Below are 12792 nucleotides of genomic sequence, written 5' to 3' on the forward strand. Positions count from 1 at the left end.
TAGCACTCCCTGCGTCGCGAGGCCAGGTCGATGATCAGCACATGACGACTCAGCCCCTTGACCTGTCGGACGTGCTCGCCGGATTCAGTGAGCCGTGGAGCCCGCGCATCGTCGCCACCGTCAACGACTACGACGTCCGGCTCGCCCGGTTCGCCGGCGAGCACGTGTGGCACAAGCACGATCACACCGACGAGTTCTTCCTGGTCCTTGACGGCAGCATCGAACTCGGCCTGCGCGAAGCGAACGGGGAGCGGACCGTGAAGCTCACCCGTGAGCAGCTGTTCGTGGTGCCGCGCGGCACGTTCCACAAGCCGTCGTCGGCCGACGGCGCGGTGGTGCTGCTGGTGGAGCCGTCCGGCACGCTTTCCGTCGGCGACGAGCACGAACAAGTGCCGGACACCGTGGACGTGACCGTCGGCCATCGGGTCTGACCTGCTGGGTTGCACTCTCGGACCGGCGTACGCTCGCGGCATGAAACGCACTTCCTTCGCGCAGTGGCCGTGCTCGATCGCGCGGACCATGGACCTGCTCGGGGACTGGTGGACGCCGCTCGTGCTGCGCGACGCCTTCTACGGGGTCCGCCGCTTCGACGAGTTCCAGCAAGCGCTCGGCATCGCGCGCAACACCCTCGCCGACCGGCTGCGCCGGCTGGTCGACGAGGGACTGCTGGAGAAGCGCGCCTACCAGAACGAGCCGGTGCGCTACGACTACCTGCTCACCGAGAAGGGCCGCGATTTCTGGAGCGTCCTGGCGGCGATGACGGCGTGGGGGGACCGCTGGCTGTCGACCGAGGCGGGCCCGCCGATCACCCTGCACCACGAGAGGTGCGGGCACGACACTCAGGCGCGGGTGGTGTGCGCGGAATGCGGCGAGCCATTGGCGGCCGACGACACGCAGATGCGGCGCGGGCCGGGCTTTCCGGAACGGCTGGCGTCGCGGCCGGATGTGCAGGCGCGGTTCGCTCCGCAGGAGAAGTGAGGAACCTGGCGTGAAGGACCCCTTCCGGGAATCTGATTCCGGGAAGGGTCCTTCACGGCTTCTTGGGGCGAGCTGATTGACAATGACGGTCTTTCTACGCAACTATGCTGGTCAAGCTGCTAATGGAGGAGTACCACGATGGAGTGGACCGGCGCGCGGTACGCGGACGCCCCGACCGTTCAGGTGGACGCCTGGATCGACGGGCCGCCCGAACAGGTGTGGGAGCTGGCGTCCGACGTCCGCCTGATGCCCGAGCTGAGCGGCGAGCTGCAGACGGTCGAATGGACCGGCGAGGCCCCGGCGATCGGGCAGACCTTCATCGGGCGCAATCACCACCAGGCACGCGGCGAGTGGGAGACCATCTCGCACATCATCGAGTGCGAACAACCGCGCGTGTTCGCCTGGGCGGTCACCGATCCGGCCAATCCCACGGCGGTCTGGCGGTTCACACTCACCCCGGAGAACGGCGGCACCCGGCTGACCCAGTGGGTGCAGATGGGTCCCGGACCGTCCGGCGTGTCCCAGGTGATCGCCCGGATGCCGGAGAAGGAACAGAAGATCGTGTACGTCCGGCTGCAGGAGTTCGAGGCGGCGATGACCGCCACCGTCGGCGCGATCAAGGAGCGCGTGGAGACCGCCGGATGATGCGGACGGCCACCACGGTCGAGGCTTCCGCCGGCTGGCCGGCGACCCGGGACTTCGTGCTGGAGGCGGAAAAACTGGGGCTCGGCGAGTGCTGGGTGGCCGAGGCGTGGGGTTCGGACGCCCCGTCGGTGCTCGGCTATCTCGCCGCCCGCACGGACCGGATCCGGCTCGGTTCCGGCATCCTGCAGCTCGGCGTGCGCACCCCGGTCGCGGTCGCGCAGACCGCGCTCACGCTTGCCGAGATGTCCGGCGGACGGTTCGCGCTGGGGCTCGGCGCATCCGGTCCGCAGGTGATGGAAGGGCTGCACGGCGTGCCGTTCGCACGGCCGCGGACCCGGATGCGCGAGACCGTCGAGATCATCCGCCGAGCGTTCGCCGGTGAGAAGATCGCTTTCTCCGGCAAGGAGTTCCAGCTGCCGCTGCCCGGTGAGGCCCGGCCGATGCGGCTGTCGACCGCGCCGAACGAGGACATCCCGATCTACCTGGCCGCACTGTCGCCGCGCATGCTGGAGCTGACCGGCGAGATAGCGGACGGCTGGCTGGGCACCAGCTTCGTCCCGGAAGGCGCGGACGCCTACTTCCGGCACCTCGACGCCGGGCTCGCGCGAGCGGGACGGCAGCGCGGCGATCTGACCGTGTGCCAAGGCGCGGAGGTCGCGTTCGCGTCCGATGAGGACGAACTGCGGAGGATGGTCGCCGGCCGCAAGAAAGAACTCGCTTTCTCGCTGGGCGGCATGGGTTCGGCGAGCACGAACTTCTACCACGACGCGTACAGCAGGCAGGGTTGGGCGGACGTCGCCGCTGAGGTGCGGAAACGTTGGCAGGCAGGCGATCGTGACGGGGCCGCCGCACTGGTCACCGACGAGATGGTGCTGGGGACGACGCTGATCGGCACCGAGGTCATGGTCCGCGCCCGGCTCCGGGTGTGGCGCGCGGCCGGAGTCGACACCGTGCGGCTGTACCCGGCGGGCGACACGCTGGAAGCCCGGCTCGCGACGCTCGGCCGCGCCCTCGAATTGGTCACGGAAGTGCCCTGACTGACCAAGAATCGGGCGAATCGGCTGCGTTCGCTTCGCGGGATGCGCCATAGTGTCGGCGATCCCGAACTCCAAGGAGCCGCTCGATGCGCAAGATCGTGTCCACTTTGTTCGTCTCGCTCGACGGAGTGGTCGAAGCGCCGGACCAGTGGTCGCTGTCCTATTGGAACGACGAACTCGAACACGCGGTGGGCGAGGGGATGGCGGACGCCGACGCGATGCTGCTGGGACGCGTGACATACGAGGGTTTCGCCGAGGCGTGGCCCGGCCGTACCGACGACCCGGGCGCGGAGTTCATGAACAGCGTGCCGAAGTATGTCGCGTCGACGACGTTGACGGCGGTGGAGTGGAGCAACACGACCTTGCTGCACGGGGATCTCGGCGAGGCGATCGCCGAGCTGACCTCGACCGCGGGCGGGGACATCATGACCAGCGGGAGTACGACGCTGGTGCGGTGGCTGTTGTCGCGCGGTCTGGTCGACGAGCTGACGTTGCTGCAGTACCCGGTGGTAGTGGGGAAGGGGCGGCGGCTGTTCCCGGACGACGGCGGGCGGCTGGGGTTCCGGCTGGCGGCGAGCCGGGCGTTCGGAAACGGGGTAGTGCGGTTGGTCTACCGGCCGGTGGACGGCTGACCGGCCGCTGCCGCCGTGGCGGACTCGATGGGGCCCCTTGAGGGAATCCAGGTCTGTGAAGGGAACATTGAGGGAATCAGAGTCCCTCAATGTTCCCTTCACGGACACCCGGGCAGCGGTGCGGGCTCAGTTGACCTGACGGCCCTGGCCTTCCCAGAATGGCTGGCGCAGCTTGAACTTCTGGATCTTCCCGGTGGCGGTGCGAGGCAGTTCGGCCAGGAATTCCACGCGCTTCGGGCATTTGTACCCGGCCAGGTGCTCGCGGCAGTGCGTGATCAGTTCCTCCGCGCCGACGTCGGTCCCGTCGGTCACCACCAGCGCGGTGACCAGCTCGCCCCATTTCTGGTCCGGGATGCCGATCACCGCGACCTCGCGCACCGCCGGGTGCGAGTTCAGTGCGTCTTCCACTTCGATCGACGACACGTTCTCGCCGCCGGTGATGATGACGTCCTTCTTGCGGTCGGCGATGGTCAGGTAGCCGTCGGAGAAGGTGCCGCCGTCACCGGTGTGGAACCAGTTTCCTCCTTGGACCCGGGCGGTTTCGTCCGGGTTTTCCCAGTAGCCGTCGAGGTTGTGGTTGCTTTGGGTGAGCACTTCTCCGTCGGTGTCGATGGCGACTCGCACGCCCAGTGCCGGTGCGCCGGCGCGGCCCAGCAGCTTCGCTTGCTCGTGCGGGTCCAGCTCCGCCCATTCGCTGCGGAACCGGTTCACGGTCACCAGCGGCGAAGTCTCGGTGAGGCCGTAGATCTGGATGAATTCCCAGCCGAGCTCCGCGCGCACGCGTTCGATGGTGCGGGTCGGCGGCGGCGCGCCGGCCACGACGATCCGGACCCGGTCGCGGCCGGGGATTTCGCCGTCCCAGCCGGCCGCGCCGTCCAGTGCCGCGGTGACGACCGCCGGCGCGGCACACATGATGGTGACGCCGTGTTCCTCGATTCGGCGCAGGATTTCGGTGCCGTCGACCTTGCGCAGCACGATGTGCCGTCCGCCGAGTCCGGTCACCGCGTACGGCATTCCCCAGCCGTTCGCGTGGAACATCGGCAGGGTGTGCAGCAGGACATCGTTGTCGTTGAGAGTGGTGTGCAGGCCGAAAACAGCCGCGTTGAGCCACAAGTTGCGGTGGGTGAGCTGCACGCCCTTGGGCCGGGCGGTGGTGCCCGACGTGTAGTTGATCGTGGCGGTCGCCGATTCGTCTCCGGTCCACGGCCGCGGTTCGGCGTCGCCGCCCCAGATCTTGTCGTCGTCCTCGCCGAGGACGAACACGTGTTTCGCGGTCACGCTGTCCAGCAACGGTTTCAGCTCAGGATCGACGAGGAGCACTTCGGAGCCGGAATGCTCGACGATGTAGCGCACTTCGGCGGGCGCCAGCCGGAAATTCACCGGTACCAGCACCCGGCCCCAGCCGGAGACGCCGAAGAACGACGTGAGCAGCCGCGCCGAGTTGTGCGAAACGATCGCCACCCGGCCGCCGGCCGGCACGCCGAGTGCGTCGAGATTCGCCGCCTGTGCGCGGGCGCGGCGCGCGAGTTCGCGGTAGGTCACCGAGCCCCAGGACTCGGCGGGCTGGGCGGGTTCGTCCACCACCGCGATCCGGTCCGGGTACACCGTTTCCGCGCGGTCGAGGAAGTCGCGGACACTGAGGTCGTAAAACACGTGCCGATCCCTTCGCGTTGCCGGGCAGCACTGCCCGTGCCGAGATTTTCCCTCGCCGGAGGGAAACCGGCTACCCCACAACGGGGGTGGGCGCTGAATCGGTTCACGAGGGGAATGCTTCGCGGACAGAAAGGAGAAGGACCCCGAACGGATCCAGCAGCGCGCCCAGCTCAGCGCAGCAGACCGGCCGCCCGTGCGCGATTGACCGCCTGCACCCGGTTCGAAACCGCTAGCTTGCGCATCGCGTGCTTCAGATACGACTTGACGGTGTTCGGCAGCAACCCAAGCCGGTCGGAGATCTCGTCGTTGGTGCAGCCCTCCGCGGCCAGCCGCAACACGTCCACCTCGCGCGGGGTCAAGGTGCCGCCAGGCAGGTCCTCCTCTGGACGGAGCCGTTCGCACACTGCCAGCAGCCGCTGCCGGGCATCGTCGTCGTTGAGCGAGCCGGCTATGGCGGTCAGTTCCGCGTACAGGTCGCCGCGGTCGGCGGCGGGCACCGCGGCCGGGGCGGCGAGCCGGCGTCGGACCTCTTCTTCGACCTCGATGTCGCGTTCGAGCCGGGCCGCCACCGCCGACGCCGCGCGCAGCACGCGGTCGCCGAACGTGATCGAGTCCCGGGACGCCGCGTACAACACCGCGCGGGTGGTTTCTCCGACCCGCACCGGCAGCGCGACCATCGCGGACAGCCGCTCCGGCGCGACCGCGTGGTCGTACTTGTGCGTGATGCCCTGCGCGCTCAGATAGTCCACCACGGTGGACGGCCGGGCCAGCGCCACCGCCTTGCCGCCGAGACCGGCGCCGGTGTCCACCTGCACGTGCTGCATCGACCGGGTGAAAGTGCCGCGGAGCTGGTCGATCACATGCGAACGGGACGACATCGCCACCGGTCCGCCCATCGCGACCGGGAGCTCGGTGGCGACCTGCAGCGCTTTGAGCGCGCTGGCGATCAGGGGGCTGGCCGTCAGCGTGAGCCGGCCCGAAGGCGTCATGCGCGCTCCTCCCCGCTTCACCCGACCTTGTGTGGTGGACGTCTACCGTACGCGTTGCGTCGCGTTCGGACTACTCGTGTGGTTCGGTGGAACCCGTGGCAACCTCGGACTTCGACTCCGTCGCCGACCGGCTCTACGCCGGCGAACCGGCCGCGTTCGTCGCGGAGCGCACCGCGGCAGCCCGCGCGGCCAAGGAAGCGGGCGACGTCGAACTAGCGCGCCGGATCCGCGCGCTGCGCAAGCCGACCGCGGCGGCGGCGCACATCAACCGGCTGGCCCGAGCCGGTTCCGGCCCGCTGACCGAGCTGGCTGCGCTGGGCGAGCAGCTGCGCGACGCGCACGAGCACCTCGACGGCGCCCGGTTGCGCGAGCTGGCGCACCGGCGGTCCGAGCTGGTGCAGCGGATCGTGCGGGACGCCGCCGCGCTGAGCGAGTCGGTCGTGCGCGAAGTGGAGGAGACGCTGGAGGCGATCGTCGCCGACGCCGAGGTGGCCCGGCAGGCGCTGGCCGGCCGGTTGACGTCGAAGGCGCACCACGATGCCGACCGCTGGCTGTCGCTGCCGACGAATCCCGCGCCGGCGAAAAAGACCCGGCAGTCCGAAAAGGACCGCAAGGACGAGGAGGAAACGCGGATCCGGGCGTTGGAGCGGCGCCATGCGGTGCGGGCGCGGGCGGACGCGGAGCGGAATCTCCAGCGCGCGGAGCGGGCCGCCGAGCAAGCCGGCGAACGGGTGGCCGAGCTGCGCGAACGTCTCGCCGAGGCCGAAGAACGCTCGGCCCGGGCGACCGCCGACCTCGCCAAGGCCCAGACGGCTTTCGAGGAGGCGGACGATGCCGTCCAGCGGTCTTGACTGGCCGTCGGACGGAGTTGTCCGGTTGACCCCGATCCATCCGGACGACGCGGAGGCGCACCTCGCCGGGGAGGACGCGGAACTGGTTCGCTGGCTCACCGGCGGCCTCGGGACACTGTCCGGGACCCGGATGTACTTCCAGTACTGCCAAGAGGAATGGGCGGTGGACGGTCCGCTGCGCGGATTCGGCATCCGGGTGGCCGGACTGCTCGCCGGGACGCTGGACCTGCGATTCGCGGGGGAACATCTGGAGGCGGGCGAGGTGAACGTCGCGTATGGGCTGTACCCGACGTGGCGGGGCCAGGGGCACGCGACGCGCGCGGTCCGGCTGGCGGCGGACTACGCGGCGCGGGTCGGGGCGAAGCGGGCAGTGATCAAGGTGGAGCCGGAGAACGGCGCTTCCTGCGCGGTCGCGGCCCGGGCCGGGTTCGAGCCGGGCGGGACGGTGGTCGAGCACGGCGAAGTGCTGCGGTTGTACTTTCGCGACTTGGGTTGAAGTCGGTGAAGGGAACATTGACGGACTCAGAGTCCCTCAATGTTCCCTTCACGGAGTTCCCTTCACGCGGACCTGCTCACCGCACGCGGTACCGCAGCAGCAGTGAGCTGTCGTCGACCAGCGCGGACAGCAGTTCCAGCCGCTTCGGATCGATCGCGTCACCCATCGCGACCCGCGGGGCGTTGCCCGCGACGAGCATCGGGGACACGGTAAGCCGCAGTTCGTCCACCGCGTCCGCGGCCAGCAAGGACGCGAACAGGTGCGGTCCGCCTTCGCAGTCGATCCGGCGCAGACCCCGTTCAGCCAGCGAAGCGACCGCGAGCGCCAGATCCGGGACAGCTGTCCCAGCGACCAGGACGTCTGCCCCGGCCGCCGCCCACGCGGCGCGCAGGCCGGGGTCGGCAGCCTCGCTGGTCACGACGATCGTCGGCACCAGCGCGCGGGTGATCACCGGGGCGTCCGGCGGCAGCGAGCGGCCGGTGGTGACCACCGCGATCGGCGCGATCGGGGCCAAGCCGCGCCGGCGCCGGCGCTGCGCGGTCTGCTCGTCCGGCCGCATGCCCTCGAAGCCTTCGGCCATCGCGGTTCCCGCGCCGACCAGCACCACGTCGGCGAGATCGTTGCCCAGCCGGTAGACGATCCGGTCCGCGGGCGTGGAAAGCCCGCCGGAGCGGCCCTCGATCGTGATCGCCCCGTCCGCGCTGGAGACGAAGTTGACGGCGACCCATTTCGGCTCGTCCGGGAAGAGATAGAGCTGTTCGACCTCGGCCTCGGCGAGGTCCCGCGAACCGGGGAAGATCTCGCGCATCAGATCGACCGCACGACGTTCGCCGGCGGCCGGGTGCCGGCGATGCTGGCCACCATCTCCGCCACTTGCCGCGTTTCGCGGACCTGGTGCGCGCGGAACATCGCCGCGCCGTGCAGCGCGGACACCGCGGTGGCGGCGAGCGTGCCGATCACCCGCTCGCCTACCGGCAGGTCGAGCGTCTCGCCGATGACATCCTTGTTCGACAGCGCCATCAGCACCGGCCAACCAGTCGCGACCAGCGCGTCCACGTGCCGCAGCAGTTCGAGCGAGTGGTAGGAGTTCTTCCCGAAGTCGATGCAGGGATCGATCATGATGCCCTCGCGCGGCACGCCCGCGGCCAGCGCGCGCTCGGCCAGTTCGGTGGTGCCCGCGACCACCGCGGCCACCACGTCGTCGTACACCGGCCGGACGGCTTCGGTGCGCGGCACGAGACCGTTGGTGTGCGCGCAGATGTAGCCCGCGCCGTGCTCGGCGGCGACGTCGAGGATCTCCGGTTCGACCGCGGCCCAGTTGTCGTTGACCAGGTCCGCGCCCGCGCGGCAGATGGCGTCGGCGACTTCGGCGCGGTAGGTGTCCACGCTGATCACCAGGTCAGGGAAGTTCTCTCGGGCCCAGGCGACGGTCGGCACCACGCGGCGGATCTCCTCGGCGGCGGTGACCTCGGGTCCCTTGCCGGCCGGCACGCCGCCGATGTCGATCACGTCGGCGCCCTCGGCGACCGCCTTGCGGATCGCGGCCTGCGCGGGCTCTTCTTCGAAGGTGGCACCGTTGTCGTAGAACGAATCAGGGGTGCGGTTGATGATGGCCATCACCAGGGCGCGGTCACTGGCGAGGCGACGGCCTCGGAACACGAGGTCGGGCGTGTGCATGGGGTCTCCCGGGCCGAGAACGTCGAATCTCGCGTGATCATAGGCGAGTTCGCGTCGGGAGTACGTCCGGCAGGTGGCGGGCGGAGTGGTCCGGAGGCCACCTGCGTCCGGGCGTTCGGCGTCGATCTTTCGGGTCGGGCGGACCTGCGGATCAGGAGGCGAGCGCCTCGTTGACGGTGAGGAACTCGCCGGCGGTGCGGGTGGCGGAGAACTCGATGACGCGGTAGTGGGCGAGGCGTTGCAGGACGAGCGGATCGGTGGCGAGCACGGCGTCGAGCTTGCCGCGCAGGCACGGGCGCGAGATGATGACCTGGTCGGCGTCCTCGGTTCCTTTTCCGGAAACGAGGAACAATCCGTGTGCGAACTGGCTTCGTAGCCAGTCCGCGTGTTCGGCCAGTGCGTAGTCGACTTCGTTTCGGGGCGCTGTGTAAGTCAGCAATGCGATGTACATGGGCTCAGAGTAGGACGCTGAGACGGATGGTGCATCCTCCTCCCGAGTGTCGGCGCGTCCGGAGTTTTGTCATCCGTTGGTCAAGAATTCCCAATAACTCTTTACGGATAACCGTACTGCTTGGATTTCCGGTGGCGGGTGCGGAAAATCCGCCGGATCGACGTCGTCGTGGCCCGCTTCGCGCCAGTGGTCAGGACCAGCCCCAGTTCTGCGTGAAGCAGCCGGCCAGATAAAGATCCACGCGGTCGGCGAACCGGCCGGGATCGCGTCCGGTCAGTTCGCCGATCCGGGTGATCCGGTATCGCAGAGTGTTCACGTGCAGGTGCAGTGCGGCGGCGGTCCGCGTCCAGGATCCGGAATGCTCCAGGAACGTCTTCAACGTCGTGATCAGTTCGGAACCGTGCGCCGCGTCGTACGCGAGTACCGGGCCGAGTACTTTTTCGCCGAATGTCCGGCGCACCTCTTCCGGCACCGCCGCGAGCAACAGCAAATGGGACGCGACCTCGTCGCCGGAGAGCACCGTCGCGCGGCCGGGGTTCATCGCGGCCAGCGTGCGGGCGTGCCGTGCTTCCTGCACTCCGGAGCGCAGGCCGGCGGCGTCGGCGGCCCGGCTGAGGCCGAGCGTCAACCGGGCCGAACCGAGGGCGGGCTCGAGGGTGCGGACCGCTTCCCGCAGCTGCCGCGCGTCGTGCGGCGCGGAGAAAAGGCCGAACGTCTCGCCGTCCACGGTGGCGACCAGGACCGGCTCCCCCGCCGCGTCCAGCAGTTCTTCGACCAGCACCTGCGCCAGCCCCGGCCCGCCGCCGCGGACCTCGGCCGACAGCATGGCCAGCGGCTCCTGCGGGGCGAACCCGGCGGCGACCAGCCGCGAGGTCAGCTCGCCCGGGGCCGCGTCGTCGGAAAGCGCCAGCCGCAGCAGCGGCTCGGCCGCGCGGTTCTCGATCCGGCGCGCTTCGTCCACCCGGGACCGTTCGAGCCCGACCAGCGCGGCGAATTCCTGCGCCAGCTCGCGGCGCGTCGGCGACCAGTCCGCCGGGTCGCCGTCCACCACCAGGAACCAGCTGGCCACCCGGTGCCCGGACCGGCCGGACGCGCCCAGCAGCGTGACCGGTCCGTCCTGGCACGGCAGCCGTTCGGCGCGCAGGAACCGGCGGGCCAGAGCGGTGCGGCGGGCGGCGGGCAGCTCCGGGCCGCCGGCCAGCTGCCGACCGGTCGCGCTGAGCACCCAGCAGCCGGTGCCGAGCTCCTCCGCGCCCGCCTTGACCAGCGCGGACAGCCCCTGCCCGGAGGTCACCGCGGCGACCAGCCTGCGGTGCGAATCGCGAGCCGGCGCGGAGCGTTCGGCCGCCAGGCCCAGGATCACGCGTTCGGCCACGGTCGCGAACGAGACCGAGAGCGGGACCTCGAACAACGGGAGGCCGACCCGCTCGCAGGCGGTCACGAGGTGGTCCGGCACCGGCCCGCCGACCTCGGCGGTGCCCGCCCCGAGCGCGGCCACGCCGGCCGCGGCGAGCCGGCCGACGAACTCGTCCGCCTCGGCCGGGCCGGGCAGCCAGCGCAGGCCGCACAGCACGATCTCCCCGCCGTCCAGATACCGCGTCGGGTCCTGCAGGGTCGCCTGGAAGACGCGGCTGAACTCGCGGTCGCGCGCGCTCGCGCCGACCAGCAGCCGCAACCCCAGCTCCGGGGTGTCCAGCAGTGCACCCAGCCGCATCCGCGCCTCCTTCGCCCATCAGTACCTCACACCAGGGCGGTTTGGCGGAACCTCCAAAAACCCGGCCTGCCGGTCCGGTCGCTTTCGGTGGATTCGCCGTGGTCCGCGCCACGTGGCGGCGTGTGTACTCACTCGGCGAGCGAAACGGAAGGGATGACCAATGGCGATCGTTCTGGGCGACAACCGCTACGGCAAGGCCGAGAACCGGCTGGTTCGCATCGACCGCGACGGCGACGAGCACCGGATCACCGACCTCACCGTCAGCGTGGCGCTGTCCGGCGACCTGAGCGACACCCACCTGACCGGGGCCAACGACAAGGTGCTGGCTACCGACACACAGAAGAACACCGTGTTCGCCTTCGCCCGCGACGGCATCGGCGAGATCGAGGACTTCGCGCTGCGGCTGGCCCGGCACTTCGTCTCGACGCAGGACAGCATCCACCTGGCACGGGTCGGGATCGTGGCGCATCCGTGGGAGCGGCTGCGGGTCGGCGGGAAACCGGCGCACCACTCGTTCGCCCGCTCCGGAGCCGGAACCCGGACCGCCCGGGTCACCTACGACGGCGAACGAGCCTGGGTGCTCGGCGGTGTCGAAGACCTGACCGTGCTCAACTCCACCGGTTCGGAGTTCTGGGGCTTCCCGCGCGACCGGTACACGACGCTGGCCGAGGTGAAGGACCGGATCCTCGCCACCGCGGTGTCCGCGACCTGGCGGTTCTCCGTCGAGGAGACCGACTGGGCGGCCGCGCACGAGACCGCGCTGGCCACTCTGCTCGACGCGTTCGGCGGCACGCACAGCCTGTCGCTGCAGCAGACGCTGCACGCGATGGGGCAGGCGGTGCTGGAGGCGGTCCCGGAGATCGCGGAGATCCGGTTCTCGCTGCCGAACAAGCACCACTTCCTCGTCGACCTCGAGCCGTTCGGCCTCGACAACCCCGGCGAGGTGTTCTACGCCGCCGACCGGCCCTACGGCCTGATCGAGGGCACCGTCCTGCGCGACGACGCCCCGCCGGCCGGACCGGCCTGGTCCTGAACCCGCGAACGAAGGAGCAGTACCGTTATGACCGTGTCCATCGACCTCGAACGCACTTGGCTCTCCGAGTGCCTGCGGATCGCCGAGCAGAACGTCGCCGACGGCGGCGGCCCGTTCGGCGCGCTCGTGGTGAGGGACGGCGAGATCGTCGCGACCGGCGTCAACCGCGTCACGCCGTCGCTGGACCCGACCGCGCACGCCGAGGTCGTCGCGATCCGCGCGGCCTGCCAGGCACTCGGCAAGTTCAGCCTCGCCGGCTGCGTGCTGGTGTCCTCGTGCGAGCCGTGCCCGATGTGCCTCGCGTCGTCGCTGTGGGCCCGGGTGGACCGGGTGCTGTACGCGGCCGACCGGCACGACGCCGCCCGCGCCGGGTTCGACGACCGGGCGTTCTACGAACTTTTCGACCACCCGCGCGAAACGTGGCAGACCCCGGTGTCGCGAGTGTCCACACCGGACCAGTTCGCCCCGTTCGCCGCGTGGCTCGGCCGATCCGACCGGGTCGAGTACTGAGCCTTCGTGCGCGCCTGCCCCGGTAGAGCCGCGGCCCGCGCGCACTAGCCCCCACCCCACCGGGCCACCCTCCCGGTGCTGACCGGAGCACCAGAAAAACCCAACCGTCCACTGTGTCTCGTCCCG

General features: G+C 70.2%; 15 protein-coding genes. 9 read left to right on the plus strand and 6 right to left on the minus strand.

Going from position 1 to position 12792, the window contains the following annotated elements:
* Positions 1 to 41 precede the first annotated feature (41 nt).
* From AMYBE_RS0100840 to AMYBE_RS0100860, 5 genes are all read left to right on the plus strand, one after another.
* Complete coding sequence (locus tag AMYBE_RS0100840; RefSeq protein ID WP_020657425.1) at positions 42 to 431, plus strand: cupin domain-containing protein; 390 nt, start codon at positions 42 to 44, stop codon at positions 429 to 431.
* 40 nt (positions 432 to 471) lie between these two features.
* The gene (locus tag AMYBE_RS0100845; RefSeq protein ID WP_020657426.1) at positions 472 to 978 is read left to right on the plus strand and encodes a winged helix-turn-helix transcriptional regulator; all 507 of its coding nucleotides are present in this window, start codon (positions 472 to 474) and stop codon (positions 976 to 978) included.
* A gap of 138 nt (positions 979 to 1116) precedes the next feature.
* On the plus strand, positions 1117 to 1623 hold the full coding sequence (locus tag AMYBE_RS0100850) for an SRPBCC family protein (protein ID WP_020657427.1): 507 nt from the start codon (positions 1117 to 1119) through the stop codon (positions 1621 to 1623).
* Positions 1623 to 2660 carry an LLM class flavin-dependent oxidoreductase gene (locus tag AMYBE_RS0100855; RefSeq protein WP_020657428.1) on the plus strand — a complete coding sequence of 346 codons (1038 nt, stop codon included), beginning with the start codon at positions 1623 to 1625 and terminating at the stop codon, positions 2658 to 2660. The genes AMYBE_RS0100850 and AMYBE_RS0100855 overlap by 1 nt, the downstream gene beginning before the upstream one ends.
* Positions 2661 to 2746: 86 nt before the next feature.
* Positions 2747 to 3292 carry a dihydrofolate reductase family protein gene (locus tag AMYBE_RS0100860; protein WP_020657429.1) on the plus strand — a complete coding sequence of 182 codons (546 nt, stop codon included), beginning with the start codon at positions 2747 to 2749 and terminating at the stop codon, positions 3290 to 3292.
* A gap of 126 nt (positions 3293 to 3418) precedes the next feature.
* Here AMYBE_RS0100860 and AMYBE_RS0100865 read toward each other — a convergent pair whose 3' ends face one another.
* Positions 3419 to 4945: an AMP-binding protein gene (locus AMYBE_RS0100865; protein ID WP_020657430.1), complete on the minus strand. Its 1527-nt coding sequence runs from the start codon at positions 4943 to 4945 to the stop codon at positions 3419 to 3421.
* Positions 4946 to 5115: 170 nt separating this feature from the next.
* Positions 5116 to 5934 carry a helix-turn-helix transcriptional regulator gene (locus tag AMYBE_RS0100870; protein WP_020657431.1) on the minus strand — a complete coding sequence of 273 codons (819 nt, stop codon included), beginning with the start codon at positions 5932 to 5934 and terminating at the stop codon, positions 5116 to 5118.
* A gap of 95 nt (positions 5935 to 6029) precedes the next feature.
* On the opposite strand from AMYBE_RS0100870, the gene AMYBE_RS0100875 reads away from it, so the two are divergent.
* Entirely contained in the window at positions 6030 to 6785 is a 756-nt protein-coding gene (locus AMYBE_RS0100875; protein WP_020657432.1) for a hypothetical protein, read from the plus strand.
* A 25-nt stretch (positions 6786 to 6810) separates the two neighbouring features.
* Positions 6811 to 7281 (plus strand): GNAT family N-acetyltransferase, encoded by a 471-nt coding sequence (locus AMYBE_RS40780; RefSeq protein WP_245573138.1) that lies wholly within the window; start codon positions 6811 to 6813, stop codon positions 7279 to 7281.
* Positions 7282 to 7357: 76 nt separating this feature from the next.
* On the opposite strand, the gene AMYBE_RS0100885 is transcribed toward AMYBE_RS40780, so the two are convergent.
* The 4 genes from AMYBE_RS0100885 to AMYBE_RS0100900 all read right to left on the minus strand — a co-directional run bounded on the left by AMYBE_RS0100885 (position 7358) and on the right by AMYBE_RS0100900 (position 11123).
* The gene (locus AMYBE_RS0100885) at positions 7358 to 8089 is read right to left on the minus strand and encodes a pyrimidine reductase family protein (protein ID WP_020657434.1); all 732 of its coding nucleotides are present in this window, start codon (positions 8087 to 8089) and stop codon (positions 7358 to 7360) included.
* Complete coding sequence (gene folP, locus AMYBE_RS0100890; protein WP_020657435.1) at positions 8089 to 8958, minus strand: dihydropteroate synthase; 870 nt, start codon at positions 8956 to 8958, stop codon at positions 8089 to 8091. The genes AMYBE_RS0100885 and folP overlap by 1 nt, the downstream gene beginning before the upstream one ends.
* A 151-nt stretch (positions 8959 to 9109) precedes the next feature.
* The gene (locus AMYBE_RS0100895; RefSeq protein ID WP_020657436.1) at positions 9110 to 9409 is read right to left on the minus strand and encodes a YciI family protein; all 300 of its coding nucleotides are present in this window, start codon (positions 9407 to 9409) and stop codon (positions 9110 to 9112) included.
* A gap of 190 nt (positions 9410 to 9599) precedes the next feature.
* Positions 9600 to 11123, minus strand: coding sequence for a helix-turn-helix domain-containing protein (locus AMYBE_RS0100900; RefSeq protein WP_020657437.1), 1524 nt, complete (start codon positions 11121 to 11123; stop codon positions 9600 to 9602).
* A 160-nt stretch (positions 11124 to 11283) separates the two neighbouring features.
* On the opposite strand from AMYBE_RS0100900, the gene pucL reads away from it, so the two are divergent.
* Both pucL and AMYBE_RS0100910 read left to right on the plus strand, forming a co-directional pair.
* Positions 11284 to 12156 (plus strand): factor-independent urate hydroxylase, encoded by an 873-nt coding sequence (gene pucL, locus AMYBE_RS0100905; RefSeq protein WP_020657438.1) that lies wholly within the window; start codon positions 11284 to 11286, stop codon positions 12154 to 12156.
* Between the two features lie 27 nt (positions 12157 to 12183).
* Positions 12184 to 12666, plus strand: a complete 483-nt coding sequence (locus AMYBE_RS0100910; RefSeq protein ID WP_020657439.1) for a nucleoside deaminase — start codon at positions 12184 to 12186, stop codon at positions 12664 to 12666.
* The last annotated feature ends 126 nt before the right edge of the window (positions 12667 to 12792 follow it).

The organism is Amycolatopsis benzoatilytica AK 16/65, from assembly GCF_000383915.1.
In the GTDB taxonomy this organism is placed as follows: domain Bacteria; phylum Actinomycetota; class Actinomycetes; order Mycobacteriales; family Pseudonocardiaceae; genus Amycolatopsis; species Amycolatopsis benzoatilytica.